We start from the raw sequence: 16,475 nt of genomic DNA on the forward strand, positions 1-16,475 counted from the left end.
GTGGCACCATCGCCCGATGCCGCCGAACCGCACCCTCGGGTCTATCACGGTCACCGCGCTCACCGACGGCGAGGGGCCGTTCTTCCAGCCCCGCGAGGAGGCGTTCCCGCACGCCACGACGGAGCAGTGGCGTGCGGCCGACCGGCGGGACCCGGACTCGGTCACCACCGACGGGCGGTGGTGGCTCCGCTTCCGCAGCTTCGCCCTCCGAGCCGGGGACGGTCCGGTCACCCTGGTCGACGCCGGCATCGGCCCGGCCGGCTCCCCCGCGGCCAGTTGGGCGCCGGTGCCGGGCCGGCTCCCCGCCGAGCTGGCCGCCGCCGGCATCGACCCGGCCGACGTACGCACCGTGGTGCTCACCCACCTGCACAGCGACCACATCGGCTGGGCGGTCACCGGCTCACCGGGCACGCCGTACTTCCCGAACGCCGAGTACCTGGTCCAGCGGGCCGAGCTGGACGCGATCGAGTCGATCAACCCGGGGCTGCCGGCCGGCCTGGTCGCGCCGTTGCGCGCCGCCGGCCAGCTCCGGGTGGTCGACGGCGAGGCCACCATCGGCCCGGGCGTACGGCTGCTGCCGACACCCGGGCACACCCCCGGGCACCAGTGCGTGCTGCTCGACGACGGGCCCGAGCGCCTGCTGCTCACCGGCGACCTGCTGGTGCACGCCGTCCAACTGGTCGACCCGACCCTGGCGTACGCCCACGAGATGGACCCGGATACCGCCCGCACCTCCCGCACCACCGTCCTGCGCACCCTCTCGGCACAGGCCCCCACACTCCTGGCCACCCCCCACCTGAACCCCCCGTTCCTCCCCCTGGCGGCGCGTTGATCATGAAGTTGTTGCCGCGACACTCCGGCGCGGGGGCAACAACTTCATGATCGACGGAAAGAGGCGGGGGCGGAGACGCGGAAGGGGCACGCCGGAATCCGGCATGCCCCTTCGCGGGTGGTGGTGCTCAGGTCACATGTTGGCGACGTCGGCCTGCTTGGCGCGGACGGCCTCGGCGGCCTCCTTGAGGCTGGCCAGCTCGTCGGCGTCCAGGTCGGTCTCGACGACCCGCTTGACACCCTCGGCGCCGATCTCGGCCTCGACGCCCAGGTAGACGCCGGAAATGCCGTACTGGCCGTCGACCCAGGCGCAGACCGGCATGACCTCGCCGGAGTCCTCGGCGACCGCCTTGGCCATCCGGGCCGCGGCGGCCGACGGGGCGTAGTACGCCGAACCGGTCTTGAGCAGCGCGACCACCTCGGCGCCACCGTTGCGGGTCTTGACCACCAGCTCCTCGATCTGCTCGGCCGGCATCGCGTCGCGCAGCGGCTTGCCGTTCACCGTGCTCTTCGACGGCACCGGCACCATGGTGTCGCCGTGCGAGCCGAGGGTCAGCGTCTTCACCGACTTCACCGGTACGTTCAGCGCCTCCGCCACGAAGTTGGTGAACCGGGCGGTGTCGAGCATGCCGGCCTGGCCGAGCACCCGGTTGCGCGGGAACTGGGTGGCGATCTGGGCCAGCGCGGTCATCTCGTCGAGCGGGTTGGAGACCACGATGACGACGGCGTTCGGGGCGTACTTGGCGACGTTCTCGGCCACCTGGCGGACGATCTTGGCGTTCGTCTCCAGCAGGTCCATCCGGCTCATGCCCGGCTTGCGGGGCAGGCCGGCGGTGATGACCACGACGTCCGAGCCCTCGATCGCCTCGTAGCCCTCGCCGTTCGGGCCGGTGGTCACGCCGACCACCTTGGTCTCGAAGCCCTCGATGGCACGCGACTGGTTGAGGTCCAGGGCGAGACCGGCGGGCTTGCCCTCCACGATGTCGGTGATCACGACGGTGTCGAAGACGTCGTACTCGGCCAGGCGCTGTGCGGTGGTCGAGCCGTAGAAGCCGGCGCCGACGACAGTGACCTTCTTACCCATGGTCGTCCCACTCCCTGATACCAGTCGGTTTTCCGGACCGTATCAGTCATCCTGGCACCGATCCGGCCAGGGGCGGACGGTTATGACCCCGATGGGCGGAAGCCGTTCCGCCGGGCCGGAGGCCGCAGCCGGTCAGCCCCGCTCGGCGCGCTCGACCACGTTGGTGAGCAGCATGGCCCGGGTCATCGGGCCGACACCGCCCGGCATCGGCACCAGCGCCCCGGCCACCTCGGCGACCTCCGGAGCCACGTCGCCGGTGTAACGGCCCTTGCCGTCCGGACCGATCACCCGGGTGATGCCCACGTCGACCACCACCGCACCTGGAGTGACCATGTCCGCGGTGAGCAGCCCGGGCACCCCGGCCGCCACTATCACGATGTCCGCGGCCCGGGTGTGCGCGGCCAGGTCGAGGGTGCCGGTGTGGCACAGCGTCACGGTGGCGTTCTCGCTGCGCCGGGTGAGCAGCAGGCCGAGCGGGCGCCCGACGGTGTTGCCCCGGCCGACCACGGCGACCTTCGCGCCGCGCAGCGCCACGTCGTGCCGGCGGAGCAGCTCGACGATGCCGCGCGGGGTGCACGGCAGCGGGGCGTCGTAGCCGAGCACCAGCCGGCCCAGGTTCACCGGGTGCAGGCCGTCGGCGTCCTTCTCCGGGTCGATCAGCTCCAGCACCCGCTGGGTGTCCAGCTGGGCCGGCAGCGGCAGTTGGACGATGTACCCGTGGCAGGCCGGGTCGGCGTTCAGCTCGGCGAGCACCTCGTCGACCTGCTGTTGGGTCGCGTCGGCGGGCAGTTCCCGGCGGATGGAGGCGATCCCCACCTCGGCGCAGTCGCGGTGCTTGCCGTCGACGTACGCCTGCGAACCCGGATCGGCGCCGACCAGCACCGTGCCCAGCCCCGGGGTGATGCCACGTTCGGCCAGTGCCTTCACCCGCACCCGCAGCTCGTCCTTGATCTCGGCAGCGGTTGCCTTGCCGTCCAGAAGCGTCGCCGTCACGCCCAGATCGTCTCACGGCGGACGGCCTCGGAGCCGATGACCTCGATCAACGGGTCATACCCGATCCTTGGTAACGGTGAGTCACGGATCTCCAATCACTATCGGTAATTGGCTGTGAATCGCGTCATAACCGGATCCGGACGGACGCACCCACTCTCTTCCGCGCCGGACAGACGCCCCAGCCAGGGCGCAGATGCCTCTCGACCCACCGGACGGGTGGACAAGGATCGCAGATCAGCACCGACGGAACGGCCATTCCTTTAGCAGGGTCGGATCAACCGGGCAAGGGGTGGTGGCACCGACCGTTATCGCATCGTTGTCGAAGCCGATTGCCCGGCCTACCGTTGCCCAACGTTGCGCAGCGTCAACCCAGCGTCGGGCCTGACTGCGCTGCGTGAGGAGATGAGGAGGCTCAATGCGCGTTCGTAGGCTCGCCGCCTGGACCGCCCTCCCGCTCGCGGTGACCCTGGGCCTGGCGGCCTGCGGCTCGGGCGGCAGTGGTGGATCCGGCAGCAGCAACCCCGACGCGGCCGTGCGGATCGAGATCGCCGAGCCGCAGCACCTGGTGCCCACCAACACCAACGAGACCAGCGGCTCGCAGGTGCTCGCCGCCCTGTTCAGCCCGCTGGTCGACTACGACGAGGCCAACAAGCCGTACGAGGTGGCGGCCGAGTCCGTGACGTCGTCGGACAACACCGTCTGGACGGTCAAGCTCAAGGACGGCTACACCTTCCACAACGGCGAGAAGGTCACCGCCGACAACTACATCGACGCGTGGAACTACGGCGCGTACGCCCCGAACGGCCAGAACTCGAGCTACTTCTTCGAGAAGATCGCCGGCTACGAGGACCTGCAGGGCGAGACGCCGAAGGCCAGGACGCTCGCCGGCCTGAAGAAGGTCGACGACCTGACCTTCACCGTCACGCTGTCCCAGCCGTACAGCGAGTTCAAGTCGATGCTCGGCTACACCGCCTTCTACCCCATGCCGAAGGCCGCGTTCTCCGCGCCCGGCGTGCTGGCCGAGGGCTACGAGCAGGCGCCGATCGGTCAGGGCCCGTTCAAGATGAAGGGCACCTGGCAGCACGACGCCAAGGTCGAGGTGGAGAAGTACGACGCCTTCCCCGGCGAGAAGCCGAAGGTGGCCGGCGTCGAGTTCCGGATCTACCAGCAGCTCACCGCCGCGTACGCGGACGTGCTGTCGGACAACCTCGACGTGATCAAGACGATCCCGACCGAGAACCTGTCGACCGCCGCCACCGACCTCGGTGACCGGTACCAGCAGAGCCCGGCCTCGTCGTTCCAGTTCCTGGCCTTCCCGACCTTCGAGAAGGAGTACAGCAACCCGGACGTGCGCAAGGCCATCTCGATGGCGATCGACCGGGACGAGATCACCAAGTCGATCTTCAAGGACTCGCAGACCCCGGCCCGCTCGTTCGTGTCGCCGGTGGTCGGCGGCTACCGCGCGGACACCATCGGCGCGGCCGGCACGTTCGACCCGGCCAAGGCCAGGGCCCTGTACCAGGCCGCCGGCGGCCCGTCGAAGATCGAGCTGTCGTACAACGGCGACGGTGGCCACAAGGACTGGGTCGACGCCACCTGCAACCAGCTCAAGACCAACCTGGGCGTGGAGTGCGTCGGCACCGCCGAGCCGAAGTTCGCGGACCTGCTGACCAAGGTCAAGGCCAAGCAGCCGGTCGGCCTGTTCCGGATGGGCTGGGTCATGGACTACCCGTCCATGGAGAACTACCTGGGCCCGCTGTACAGCACCAACGGTTCGTCGAACTACTACGGCTACAGCAACCCGGAGTTCGACAAGCTGCTCGCCGAGGGCGCCAGCGCCCCGACCGAGGAAGCGGCGATCAAGAAGTACCAGCAGGCCGAGGATCTGCTGGCCAAGGACATGCCGGTGATCCCGCTCCGGTACGGCCAGAACAACTTCGGGCACTCGACCAAGGTCAAGAACGTCGAGATGGATCTCTTCGACCGGGTCGACCTGCTGAAGATCGAGGCCGTGAACTAACAACAGCACGGCAGCGGAACGGGTCGGGCCACCGGTGGACGGTGGCCCGACCCGCCTACGTCTTCGCCCCTTTTCGGGAAGACTGCCAAGTATGTTCCGCTTCATCCTGCGGCGACTGCTCCAGATGGTGCTCGCGTTCTTCGGCACCACGCTGATCGTGTACGCGCTGATGTTCGCCGGCCAGGGCGATCCCATCCAGGCGCTCGCCGGCGAGCGTCCGGTCACCGCCGCGCAGCGGGCATACCTGACGGAGAAGTTCCACCTCGACCGCACCGGGGTCGGCGGCTTCTTCTACCGCTACTTCGACTACATCAGAAACCTGCTCCAGGGCGACCTCGGGCAGTCCCTCACCGGCCGCTCGATCGGCGACATCCTCGCCGCCGCCTGGCCGGTCACGGTCAAGCTGGCGCTGATCGCGATGGCGGTCACCATCCTGTTCGGGGTCACCGCCGGCGTGCTCGCCGGCATCCGGCGGGCCAGCGTCTTCGACAACTCCACCCTGCTGCTGACCCTGCTGGTACTCGGCATCCCGACCATCGTGCTGGCCCCGCTGGCGCAGTACCTGCTCGGCGTGCGGTGGCAGCTCTTTCCGCCGACCGCGGGTGCCGACCCCGACCTGTACGCGCTGCTGCTGCCCGGCATCGTGCTCGGCTCGCTCTCGCTGGCCACCGCGCTGCGGCTGACCCGGACCTCGGTGGCGGAGAACCTGCGCGCCGACTACGTCCGCACCGCCCGGGCCAAGGGCCTGGTCAGGCGGCGGATCGTCAGCGTCCACGTGCTGCGCAACTCGCTCATCCCGGTGGTCACCTTCCTCGGCGTCGAGCTGGGCAACCTGATGAGCGGCGCGATCATCACCGAGGGCGTGTTCAACATCCCCGGCGTCGGCTTCAACCTCTTCCGCGGCATCCGCACCGAGGACGGGCCGCTGGTGGTGGGCATCGTCAGCGTGCTGGTCGTGGTGTACCTCGTCTCCAACCTGGTGGTGGACGTCCTGTACGCCGTACTCGACCCGAGGATCCGCTATGAGTGAGCGCAGCGAACGAACCATCAGCGCAGCGTGCCTCGGCACTCACGCCGGGACCGAGCGGAGCGAGGTGCCGGCGTGAGTGACTTCGAGACCGTGGCGGCCACCGAGAACCAGGCCGCGCGGCGCGGGCCGTCGGGCGAGCCGGGCGCACCGGGCCAGGTCTCGCAGAAGCCCCGCAGCCTGGCCGGCGACGCCTGGCGCGACCTGCGCCGCAACCCGATCTTCTGGATCAGCCTGGCGCTGGTGGTGTTGGTGGCCGCGATGGCCGCCGTCCCCGGGCTGTTCACCGCGAACGACCCGCGCGACTGCGTGCTCTCCCGGCAGCACGCCGGGCCGTCCGGCGGGGCCATCTTCGGGTTCGACTTCCAGGGCTGCGACACCTACTCCCGCGCGGTGTACGGGGCCCGCGCCTCGCTGCTGGTCGGCGCGCTCTCGGCGCTGCTGACCGGGGTGATCGCGCTGGTGGTCGGGATGCTGGCCGGCTACTTCGGCCGCTGGGTGGACGCGGTGCTGTCCCGGGTGATCGACATCGTGCTCGGCATCCCGCTGCTGCTCGCCGCGATCGTGCTGCTCAAGCGGGTGGGCAGCGACAACGCCACGGTCCGGATCGGCGCGGTGATCTTCGTACTGGCGGTGCTCGGCTGGACCACCGCGGCCCGGGTGGTCCGCTCCTCGGTGATCACCGCGAAGGAACAGGACTACGTCGCCGCCGCCCGGATGCTGGGTGCCGGAAACGGCCGGATCATGGTGCGGCACATCCTGCCGAACGCGCTGGCTCCGGCCATCGTGGTGCTCACCATCGCGCTCGGCTCGTTCATCGCGGCCGAGGCGACGCTGAGCTTCCTCGGCATCGGCCTGCGGGCGCCGACCATCTCGTGGGGCATCGACATCGACTCCGGCCGGGTGCACATGCGCGAGGCGGCGACCCCGCTCGTCGTCCCGTCGGCCTTCCTCGCGCTGACCGTGCTGGCGTTCATCATGCTCGGCGACGCGATCCGCGACGCCTTCGACCCGAAGCTGCGGTGACCCGCCCATGAGCCACTCCACCGTCCAACCCACCCCCGCCTCGGCCACCCCGGAGGGCGGGCACCTGCTGGAGGTGCGGGACCTGTACGTCGAGTTCCGCACCGGTGAGGGCGTCGCCAGGGTGATCAACGGCGTCTCGTACCACCTGGACGCCGGCGAGACGCTCGCGGTACTCGGCGAGTCCGGCTCGGGCAAGTCGGTCACCGCGCAGACGATCATGGGCATCCTGGACACCCCGCCGGCGGTGGTCCGCTCCGGGGAGATCCGCTACCAGGGCAGCGACCTGCTCGCGATGAGCGAGGAGCAGCGCCGGCAGGTACGCGGCACCGAGATCGCGATGATCTTCCAGGATGCCCTCTCCGCGTTGAACCCGGTCTTTCCGGTCGGCTGGCAGATCGGCGAGACGATGCGTCAACGCGCCGGGATGTCCAAGGCCGACGCGCGCCGGCGGACCGTCGAACTGATGGACCTGGTGAAGATCCCCGGCGCCGCCAACCGGCTCGGCGACTACCCGCACCAGTTCTCCGGCGGCATGCGTCAGCGGGTGATGATCGCGATGGCGCTGGCCCTGAACCCGAAGGTGCTGATCGCCGACGAGCCGACCACCGCGCTGGACGTGACGGTGCAGGCGCAGATCATGGACCTGCTCGCCGACCTGCGCCGCGACCTCGACATGGCGATGATCCTGATCACCCACGACCTGGGCGTGGTGGCCGGCGTGGCGGACCGGATCGCGGTGATGTACGCCGGCCGGATCGTCGAGCACGCCGACGTCCGCTCGCTCTACCGGGCGCCGGCCCACCCGTACACCAAGGGGTTGCTGGAGTCGATACCGCGACTGGACGTGCGCGGCCAGGCGCTCGCCACCATCAAGGGGCTGCCGCCCAACCTGATGCGCATCCCCGGCGGCTGCCCGTTCCACCCCCGGTGCCCGTACGTCCAGCAGGTCTGCGTGGACGTGGTGCCGCACGACCTGGTGCTCGGCGACGGCCGGACCAGCGCGTGCCACTTCGCCCAGGAGGTCCGTGATGACAGCGCCCGCTAGCCCGACCAAGGTCCGGGGCGAGACGATCCTCTCGGTCGACAACCTGGTCAAACACTTCCCGATCACCCGGGGTGTGCTGTTTCAGCGGCAGGTCGGCGCGGTCAAGGCGGTCGACGGGGTGAGCTTCGAACTGCGCCGGGGCGAGACCCTCGGCGTGGTCGGCGAGTCCGGCTGCGGCAAGTCGACCCTGGCCCGGCTGCTGATGCGGCTGGAGACGCCGACCGCCGGCCGGGCCACCCTGGAGGGGAAGGACCTGTTCGGCGCCTCGGGCGCCGAGCTGCGCCGGCTGCGGCGCAACATGCAGATGGTGATGCAGGACCCGTACACCTCGCTGAACCCGCGGATGACGGTCGGCGACATCATCGGCGAGCCGTTCGAGATCCACCCGGACGCGGCGCCGAAGGGCAGCCGCCGGCAGCGGGTGCAGGACCTGCTGGACGTGGTCGGGCTGAACCCGGAGCACGTCAACCGGTACCCGCACCAGTTCTCCGGCGGGCAGCGGCAGCGCATCGGCATCGCCCGGGCACTGGCCCTGCGGCCCGAGATCATCGTCTGCGACGAGCCGGTGTCCGCCCTGGACGTGTCGATCCAGGCCCAGGTCATCAACCTGCTGGAGCAGTTGCAGGACGAGTTCGGGCTGTCGTACATCTTCATCGCGCACGACCTGTCGGTGGTCCGGCACATCTCCGACCGGGTCGCGGTGATGTACCTCGGCCGGATCGTGGAGATCGGCACCGAGGAACAGATCTACGAGCGCGCCACCCACCCGTACACCCAGGCGCTGCTGTCTGCGGTGCCGGTGCCCGACCCGGAGGCCCGCGACGCCGGCACCATCATCCGGCTCACCGGCGACGTGCCGAGCCCGGCGGACCCGCCGTCCGGCTGTCACTTCCGCACCCGCTGCTGGAAGGCGCAGGAGGTCTGCGCCCGCGAGGACCCGGCGACGGTGCCCCGCGCCGCAGACCCCCACCCGTCGGCCTGCCACTTCGCCGAACTTCCCGCCCCACCCGCCGCAGGCCGTTGATCATGAAGTTGTTGGCGCGACACGCCGGTACGCCGCGCAAACAACTTCATGATCGACGGTGCCCCGCAGGGGCTGCGGGTCAGTGGAAGAAGTGGCGGGTGCCGGTCAGGTACATGGTCACGCCGGCCTGCTTGCAGGCGGCGATGACCTCCTCGTCGCGGATCGAGCCGCCGGGCTGGACGATCGCGCGCACCCCGGCCTCGATGAGGATCTTCGGACCGTCGGCGAACGGGAAGAACGCGTCCGACGCGGCGACCGAGCCACGCGCCCGGTCCGCACCGGCCCGGCTGACCGCTAGCTGCGCGGAGTCGACCCGGTTGACCTGGCCCATCCCGACGCCGACCGAGGCGCCCTCCCGGGCCAGCAGGATCGCGTTGCTCTTCACCGCGCGCACCGCCCGCCAGGCGAAGACCAGGTCGCGCAGGGTCGCCTCGTCGGCCGCCTCGCCGGTGGCGAGCCGCCAGTTGGCCGGGTCGTCGCCGGCGGCGTCGATCCGGTCCCGCAGCTGCACCAGCACGCCGCCGGTGACCTGCCGCCACTCCGCCGGCAGCGGGGCGTACTCCGGCGCGCGCAACAGCCGCACGTTCTTCTTGGCCTGGAGGATCTCCAGCGCGCCGTCGTCGTAGCCGGGCGCCACCACCACCTCGGTGAAGATCTCGGCGACCTGCCGGGCCATGTCCACGCTCACCGGGCGGTTCACCGCGATCACCCCGCCGTACGCGGAGACCGGGTCGCAGGCGTGCGCCCGGCGGTGCGCCTCGGCCACGTCCGCGCCGACCGCGATCCCGCACGGGTTGGCGTGCTTGATGATCGCCACCGCCGGCTGGTCCGGGAAGTCGTTCGCGGCCCGCCAGGCGGCGTCCGCGTCGACGTAGTTGTTGTAGGACATCTCCTTGCCGTGCAACTGCTCGGCCTGGGCCAGCCCGGCCGGGCTGGCCGGGTCGGTGTACACGGCGGCCTCCTGGTGCGGGTTCTCGCCGTAGCGCAGCACCGCCTCGCGGCGCAGGGCCAGCCCCGCGAACCGCGGCCAGCCGTCGGCGGGCGGGGCCAGCGTGGTGGCGAACCACTCGGCGACGGCCACGTCGTACTCGGCGATGTCGGCGAAGGCACGGGCGGCCAGGGCACGGCGCTGGGCCAGCGTGAAGCCGCCCTCGTCAATTGCGGCCAGCAGCGCCGGGTACGCCGCCGGATCGGTGACCACCGCGACCGAGGCGTGGTTCTTGGCGGCCGCCCGGACCATCGCCGGGCCGCCGATGTCGATCTGCTCCACGCACTCGTCGGCCGACGCGCCGGAGGCGACCGTGGCCTGGAACGGGTAGAGGTTGGACACCAGCAGGTCGATCCCGGCGATGCCGTGTTCGTCGAGCTGGGCGGTGTGCGATTCCTTGCGCAGGTCGGCCAGGAGTCCACCGTGGATCTTCGGGTGCAGGGTCTTGACCCGGCCGTCGAGGATCTCCGGAAAGCCGGTCACCGTCTCCACCGGGGTCACCGGCACCCCGGCGCCGGCGATGGTGGCCGCCGTGCTCCCGGTCGAGACGATCTCTACCCCGGCCGCGTGCAGGGCCCGGGCCAGCTCGACCAGGCCGGTCTTGTCGTAGACGCTGACCAGCGCCCGCTTGATCGGGCGGCGCTCGTCCTGAGTGGAACTCACGGAACCGTGACCTTTCTTCCGGTGATCGTCCAACCTTCACGGACCAGCCGGCCCACCTGCTCGACGAGCTGGCGCCGCTCGGCTTCCTTGATGCGCTCGGTGAGCGTCTCCACGTCGTCGCCGTCGAGCACCGGCACGGCGACCTGCGCGACGATCGGGCCGGTGTCCATCCCGGCGTCGACGAAGAAGAGGGTGGCCCCGGTGATCTTCACGCCGTAGGCGAGGGCGTCGCGCGGGCCGTGGATGCCGGGGAACGCCGGCAGCAGGGTGTTGTGCGTGTTGAGGTAACGGTCGCCGAACGCGGCCAGGAAGTGCGGGCCGACCAGCTTGAGGAAACCGGCGGAGATGACCAGGTCGGGGCGGTGCTCGGCGACGTGCGCGGTGAGCGCGGCGTCCCAGTCCTCCCGGGAGGGGTACGTCTTCAGCTCGTCCACGAAGGTCGGCACGCCGGCCGCCGCGGCGCGCTGCACGCCACCGGTGCCGTGCCGGTCGGCGCCGACGGCCACCACCCGCGCGCCGTACGCCGGGTCGGCGCACGCGTCGAGCAGCGCCTGGAGGTTGCTCCCGGAGCCGGAGACCAGGACGACGATGCGGGCTGCGGACGCGGGCTCGGTCACCCGGTCACCCTATCCGGCAGGTCAGCGCGCCCACCCGCTGGGCCGCACGACATTCGCTGACAGCCAAGCTGGCGGGAACCAGGTACGCTGCCCGTCGCTCGGGCTGGGCGCACGTCCGGCCCGCACCCCGTCAGTGAACCGGCACGCGCGCCGTGTCGATGGAATGAGGAGTCCCCCACGATGCAGCCCGGATACCAGCCCCAGCAGCCGCCGCCGATCAACAACAACATGGCGATGTCGATCGTCGCGATCTTCCTGTTCTGGCCGCTGGCCATCCCGGCCATCATCAACGCCTCCAAGGTCAACCCGCTGCTCCAGCAGGGTGACTACGCCGGCGCGCAGGCCGCCGCCGCAGAGTCGAAGAAGTGGTCCAAGTGGGCCCTGATCGTCGGCATCGGCTGGTACGTGATCGTCCTGGTGTGCTGCCTGCTCGGCGGCCTCGCCGGGCTGATGGGCGCCGAGACCAGCAGCACCAACTGACCGATCCCAAGCGAGGAGCCTCCACGACATGCAGCCCGGACAGCCCGGTCAGGACCCGTACGGCCAGCAGCCCACCTCGGGCCAGCCCTACGGCCAGCCCAACGACCCGTACGCGCAGCCCCCGGCCGCGCCGTACGGCCAGCAGCCCACCTCCGGCCAGCCCTACGGCCAGCCCAACGACCCGTACGCGCAGCCCCCGGCCGCGCCCTACGGCCAGCAGCCCACCTCCGGCCAGCCCTACGGGCAGCAGCCGTACCAGGACCCGTACGCCCAGCAGCAGCCGTACGGCGCCGCGCCGTCCTACCCGAACGCGGGCTACCCGCAGGGGCAGGGCCAGCAGAACACCCTCGGCCTGGTGTCGTTGATCCTCGGCATCGCGTCGATCCCGCTGGTCTGCTGCTTCTACCTGGGCATCCCGGTCGGCATCGCCGCCGTGGTGACCGGTTACCTGGGCAAGCAGAAGGCGGACCAGGGGCTGGCGTCCAACGCCGGCCAGGCCAAGGCGGGCCTGATCTGTGGCGCCGTCGGCGCCGGACTCGGCATCCTGCTCATCATCCTGGGTGTCGTGGCCAACGTGGCCCTGCCGACCCAGTCCTGAGCACCACGCGAGACAGGGGCGTCCCGGATCCGTCCGGGGCGCCCCTTGCCGTCTGCCGGGTCGCCCGCAGCCCGACGAGCGGCACCCGGCGACGCCGCCGGCCTGGCCCTCAGCGCGCGGCGGGGCGGGCGAGCACCTTGGTGGTGGCGGCGCCGAGCAGCGCGCCGACCCCGATCACGGCAGTCGCCACGGCGGCCACCTGCCAGCCGACCGGGCCGATCTCGGCCAGCCGGCCACCGCCGAGCGGACCGGCGGAGGCGGCGGCCGCCGCGCCGAGCAGCAGGCCGGCCACCGGCCCGGCGAGCGCCGCCGGCCCGAGCAGCCCGGCCCAGCCCAGCGTCGCCCGCTCCTCGGCGGCCAGCCGGACCAGCCGGCGGGCCAGCAGGCAGCCCGCCGCCATCCCGGCGAGGACCGGCACCGCGAGCAGCCCGGCGCCGAGCCCGTCCACCGGCCCGCGCGGCAGGCCGGCCAGCAGTGGTACGGCCGGCAGCGCGGCGACCGAGACCTCGCTGGTGCGGACCGCCGTGTCGGTGCCCACCGCGAAGCCCGGGCCGAGCAGGTAGCTGGCCGACCAGACCGTCGCGTTCGGCGCGTAGGCGAGGCTGACCAGGGTGATCCCGGCCTGCCCGGCCACCCCGGTGCGGTATGCGCCGATCATGTCGGCGGCGTCCCCGCCCCCGGTCGCCACGGCGAGCCCGGCCGCTCCGCCGCCCGCCGCGAGCAGCAGCAGCCCGGCGACCAGGCCGGTGCGGAGCGCGTCCCGCAGCGGAGCCGGGGCGCGCGCGGCGAGCAGGCCGGCCACCCCGGTGGTGCGGGCGGCGCCGACCAGGGCGGCGAGCCCGCCGAACACACCGAGCGTCGCCCCCGCCCGCACCGGCGACACGCCGGGTCCGCCGGTGCTGACCGCGAGCGCGGCGAGCGCGCCCAGCACGGCGTACGCGACGCCCACCGCAACGGCGGCGGTGACCGCCCGGGGTACCGACCGGCTGCCGCGGGCACCGATCGCGCGGCTGGTGTGCACGCCCGCCCGGGTCAGTCGCCAGAGCGCCAGCACGGTGAGCGCCAGCGGGGCCAGCCCGACCGGGCCGGCGCCGGTGTCCAGCGGGACGCCGTGCCCGAGCAGCCAACCGGCCAGCCCGGCGCGCAGGGCGCCGAGCAGCGACGCGGCGTCCTCGCTGAGCTGGAACAGCCAGAGCACGACGAGGACCGGCAGGCACGAGGTGATCGCCGCCCACCCGGCGGCCACCCCGGCGGCGACGGCGAGCGGTGCCCGGCGGCGGGGCGGCTCCCCGGCCCGGGGGGCGGGCACCCGCCGACCCGCACCGGCCCGGCCGGACGGCCGGGCGTCGGGACCGACGTCGACGGGACGGCTGGGCTGGTCAGGGGTGACGGAGGACATCACGTCTACTCTGGCATGCCGCGCGGGCGACGGCAGTCCGATACCGCCGCGTGCCGGCGGCGAGTTCCGTGATCCACCGCCGTCGGCTCCGGATCCGGTTTAGCCTCGGCCCAGGACGCGACGGCAGTCGCGGCACCGACCGCCCGGAGGCAAGCCGTGAACGCTCCGTATCCACCGCCGCCGCCCGCCCGCGGCCGGGACCGGACCACCCTCTGGGGCATCCTGGGCATCATCACCGGCCTGCTCTGCTGCGGCATCCTGGGCATCATCTTCGGCTGGCTGTCCATCCGCGACGCGAAGCGGTCCGGCCAGTCGCCGGTGCTGGGTTACCTGGCCATCACCTTCGGCGTGATCAACATCATCGGCAGCGCGATCCTGCGGGCCACCGGGAACTACCCGGGCTGGAACGACTGAGGGGGCCGACCGGACCCGGTCGACCCCTTCACTACGTCAGCCGTCCGGTCAGCCGGCGGACATGATCTCCCGCATCAGGCGCGCGGTCTCGGTCGGCGTCTTGCCGACCTTGACCCCGACCGCCTCCAGGGCCTCCTTCTTCGCCTCGGCGGTGCCCGCCGAGCCGGAGATGATGGCGCCCGCGTGCCCCATGGTCTTGCCGGGCGGGGCGGTGAAGCCGGCGATGTAGCCGACCACCGGCTTGGTCACGTTCGCCTTGATGAACTCGGCGGCCCGCTCCTCGGCGTCGCCGCCGATCTCACCGATCATGACGATCGCGTCGGTGTCCGGGTCGGCCTCGAATGCGGCCAGGGCGTCGATGTGAGTGGTGCCGATGATCGGGTCACCGCCGATGCCGACGCAGGTGGAGAAGCCGATGTCGCGCAGCTCGTACATCATCTGGTAGGTCAGCGTGCCGCTCTTGCTGACCAGGCCGATCCGGCCGGAGCCGGTGATGTCGGCCGGGATGATGCCCGCGTTGGAGGCGCCCGGCGAGGCGATGCCGGGGCAGTTCGGGCCGATGATCCGGGTCTTGCCGCCCTTGGCCAGGTTGTACGCCCAGAACGCGGCGGTGTCGTGCACCGGCACGCCCTCGGTGATCACCACGGCCAGCTCGATGCCGGCGTCGATCGCCTCGATCACCGCGGCCTTGGTGAACTGCGGCGGCACGAAGATGACCGTGACGTCCGCCCCGGTCTCCTTCATCGCGTCCGCGACGCCTGCGAAGACCGGCAGCTCGGTGCCGTCGAAGTCGACCGTCTGGCCCGCCTTGCGTGGGTTGACGCCGCCGACGATGGTGGTGCCCGCGGCGAGCATCCGCCGGGTGTGCTTGGAACCCTCGGAGCCGGTCATCCCCTGCACGATGACCTTCGAGTCCTTGGTCAGCCAGATAGCCATTGTCAGACCCCCGCAGCGGCCAGCTCGGCGGCCCGCTCGGCCGCGCCATCCATGGTGTCGACCCGCTCGATCAGCGGGTTGTTCGCGCCGTCGAGGATCGCCCGGCCGGCCTCGGCGTTGTTGCCGTCGAGCCGGACGACGAGCGGCTTGGTGACCTGCTCGCCGCGCTGCTTCAGCAGCTCCAGCGCCTGCACGATGCCGTTGGCGACCGCGTCGCAGGCGGTGATGCCGCCGAAGACGTTGACGAAGACGCTCTTGACCGACGGGTCGGAGAGGACGATCTCCAGCCCGTTCGCCATCACCGCGGCGCTCGCGCCGCCGCCGATGTCGAGGAAGTTGGCCGGCTTGACGCCGCCGTGCCGCTCACCGGCGTACGCGACCACGTCGAGGGTCGACATGACCAGACCCGCGCCGTTGCCGATGATGCCGACCTCGCCGTCGAGCTTGACGTAGTTGAGGTCCTTCTCCTTGGCGGCCTGCTCCAGCGGGTCCACCGCGGCCTGGTCGACCAGCGCCTCGTGGTCCGGGTGCCGGAAGGCGGCGTTCTCGTCCAGGCTGATCTTGGCGTCGAGCAGCAGCAGCTTGCCGTCGCCGGTCTTGGCCAGCGGGTTCACCTCGACCAGGGTGGCGTCCTCGGCGACGAAGGCCTTCCACAGCCCCACGGCGACCTCGACGACCTGGTCGGCGACCTCGGCCGGGAAGCCGGCCGCGGTGACGATCTCGCGCGCCTTGGCCTCGTCCACGCCCTCGACCGCGTCGATCGGCGCCTTGACGACCTTGTCCGGGGTCTCCGCCGCGACCTGCTCGATGTCCATGCCGCCGGCGACGCTGGCGATGCAGAGGAAGGTGCGGTTCGCCCGGTCCAGCAGGTAGGAGAAGTAGTACTCCTCGGCCACGTCCGCGGTCACGGTGATCATGACCTTGTGGACGGTGTGGCCCTTGATGTCCATGCCGAGGATGTCGGTGGCCCGGGCCACCGTCTCCTCCGCGCCCTCGGCCAGCTTGACGCCGCCGGCCTTGCCCCGGCCGCCGACCTTCACCTGCGCCTTGACGACCACCCGACCGCCGAGGCGTTCGGCGATCGCGCGGGCCTCCTCCGGGGTCGTGGCGACGCCGCCGGCGAGCACGGGCAAGCCGTGCCGCTCGAACAGGTCCCGCCCCTGGTACTCGTACAGGTCCACGTTTGCGCGTCCCGTCCCGTCTCCGCGGCGCGCCGTCGCGCCGCCACCAGCGTTATGGAAAACAGTTTGACGCCTGTCATCAGTTGAAACAGGCCATTGGGCGCAGCCTAGCGAGGTGGGCACCGCCGGCAACCGAGCGGGTGCGCGGT

At 71.5% G+C, this 16,475-nt stretch carries 16 protein-coding genes; 9 read left to right on the forward strand and 7 right to left on the reverse strand.

Annotation, left to right across the window (positions count from 1 at the left end; genetic code table 11):
• Positions 1-16: 16 nt before the first annotated feature.
• Entirely contained in the window at positions 17-832 is an 816-nt protein-coding gene (locus tag FHX32_RS05265; RefSeq protein WP_167179713.1) for an MBL fold metallo-hydrolase, read from the forward strand.
• Between the two features lie 132 nt (positions 833-964).
• On the opposite strand, the gene mdh is transcribed toward FHX32_RS05265, so the two are convergent.
• Complete coding sequence (gene mdh, locus FHX32_RS05270) at positions 965-1,915, reverse strand: malate dehydrogenase (protein ID WP_167179714.1); 951 nt, start codon at positions 1,913-1,915, stop codon at positions 965-967.
• A 132-nt stretch (positions 1,916-2,047) separates the two neighbouring features.
• Positions 2,048-2,908, reverse strand: a complete 861-nt coding sequence (locus tag FHX32_RS05275; RefSeq protein ID WP_167179715.1) for a bifunctional methylenetetrahydrofolate dehydrogenase/methenyltetrahydrofolate cyclohydrolase — start codon at positions 2,906-2,908, stop codon at positions 2,048-2,050.
• Positions 2,909-3,323: 415 nt separating this feature from the next.
• Here FHX32_RS05275 and FHX32_RS05280 point away from each other — a divergent pair, with 415 nt between their 5' ends.
• The 5 genes from FHX32_RS05280 to FHX32_RS05300 all read left to right on the forward strand — a co-directional run bounded on the left by FHX32_RS05280 (position 3,324) and on the right by FHX32_RS05300 (position 9,050).
• Complete coding sequence (locus FHX32_RS05280; protein WP_167179716.1) at positions 3,324-4,928, forward strand: ABC transporter substrate-binding protein; 1,605 nt, start codon at positions 3,324-3,326, stop codon at positions 4,926-4,928.
• 91 nt (positions 4,929-5,019) lie between these two features.
• A complete protein-coding gene (locus tag FHX32_RS05285; RefSeq protein ID WP_167179717.1) occupies positions 5,020-5,958 on the forward strand; it encodes an ABC transporter permease in 939 nt (312 codons plus the stop codon).
• A 72-nt stretch (positions 5,959-6,030) separates the two neighbouring features.
• A complete protein-coding gene (locus FHX32_RS05290) occupies positions 6,031-6,981 on the forward strand; it encodes an ABC transporter permease (protein WP_167179718.1) in 951 nt (316 codons plus the stop codon).
• Positions 6,982-6,988: 7 nt separating this feature from the next.
• Entirely contained in the window at positions 6,989-8,026 is a 1,038-nt protein-coding gene (locus tag FHX32_RS05295) for an ABC transporter ATP-binding protein (protein ID WP_167179719.1), read from the forward strand.
• Positions 8,010-9,050 (forward strand): dipeptide ABC transporter ATP-binding protein, encoded by a 1,041-nt coding sequence (locus FHX32_RS05300; protein WP_167179720.1) that lies wholly within the window; start codon positions 8,010-8,012, stop codon positions 9,048-9,050. Before FHX32_RS05295 ends, FHX32_RS05300 begins: the two co-directional genes overlap by 17 nt.
• Positions 9,051-9,129: 79 nt before the next feature.
• Here the strand turns inward: FHX32_RS05300 and purH are convergent, their stop codons facing one another.
• Entirely contained in the window at positions 9,130-10,701 is a 1,572-nt protein-coding gene (gene purH / locus FHX32_RS05305; RefSeq protein ID WP_167179721.1) for a bifunctional phosphoribosylaminoimidazolecarboxamide formyltransferase/IMP cyclohydrolase, read from the reverse strand.
• The gene (gene purN, locus FHX32_RS05310; protein ID WP_167179722.1) at positions 10,698-11,318 is read right to left on the reverse strand and encodes a phosphoribosylglycinamide formyltransferase; all 621 of its coding nucleotides are present in this window, start codon (positions 11,316-11,318) and stop codon (positions 10,698-10,700) included. Before purN ends, purH begins: the two co-directional genes overlap by 4 nt.
• Positions 11,319-11,498: 180 nt before the next feature.
• Between purN and FHX32_RS05315 the strand changes: the two genes are divergently transcribed.
• Together FHX32_RS05315 and FHX32_RS05320 are read left to right on the forward strand one after the other, a co-directional pair.
• Positions 11,499-11,798 carry a CD225/dispanin family protein gene (locus FHX32_RS05315; RefSeq protein ID WP_167179723.1) on the forward strand — a complete coding sequence of 100 codons (300 nt, stop codon included), beginning with the start codon at positions 11,499-11,501 and terminating at the stop codon, positions 11,796-11,798.
• Positions 11,799-11,826: 28 nt separating this feature from the next.
• The gene (locus tag FHX32_RS05320; protein WP_167179724.1) at positions 11,827-12,396 is read left to right on the forward strand and encodes a DUF4190 domain-containing protein; all 570 of its coding nucleotides are present in this window, start codon (positions 11,827-11,829) and stop codon (positions 12,394-12,396) included.
• A gap of 109 nt (positions 12,397-12,505) precedes the next feature.
• Here FHX32_RS05320 and FHX32_RS05325 read toward each other — a convergent pair whose 3' ends face one another.
• Entirely contained in the window at positions 12,506-13,795 is a 1,290-nt protein-coding gene (locus FHX32_RS05325; protein ID WP_167179725.1) for a cell division protein PerM, read from the reverse strand.
• A 156-nt stretch (positions 13,796-13,951) separates the two neighbouring features.
• On the opposite strand from FHX32_RS05325, the gene FHX32_RS05330 reads away from it, so the two are divergent.
• Positions 13,952-14,209, forward strand: a complete 258-nt coding sequence (locus tag FHX32_RS05330; RefSeq protein WP_088991987.1) for a hypothetical protein — start codon at positions 13,952-13,954, stop codon at positions 14,207-14,209.
• Between the two features lie 48 nt (positions 14,210-14,257).
• Here the strand turns inward: FHX32_RS05330 and sucD are convergent, their stop codons facing one another.
• Both sucD and sucC read right to left on the reverse strand, forming a co-directional pair.
• Positions 14,258-15,145 (reverse strand): succinate--CoA ligase subunit alpha, encoded by an 888-nt coding sequence (sucD, locus tag FHX32_RS05335; protein ID WP_167179726.1) that lies wholly within the window; start codon positions 15,143-15,145, stop codon positions 14,258-14,260.
• Positions 15,146-15,147: 2 nt separating this feature from the next.
• Positions 15,148-16,326, reverse strand: a complete 1,179-nt coding sequence (gene sucC, locus FHX32_RS05340) for an ADP-forming succinate--CoA ligase subunit beta (protein ID WP_167179727.1) — start codon at positions 16,324-16,326, stop codon at positions 15,148-15,150.
• Positions 16,327-16,475 lie beyond the last annotated feature (149 nt).

This window comes from Micromonospora sp. CNZ280 (genome assembly GCF_011759515.1).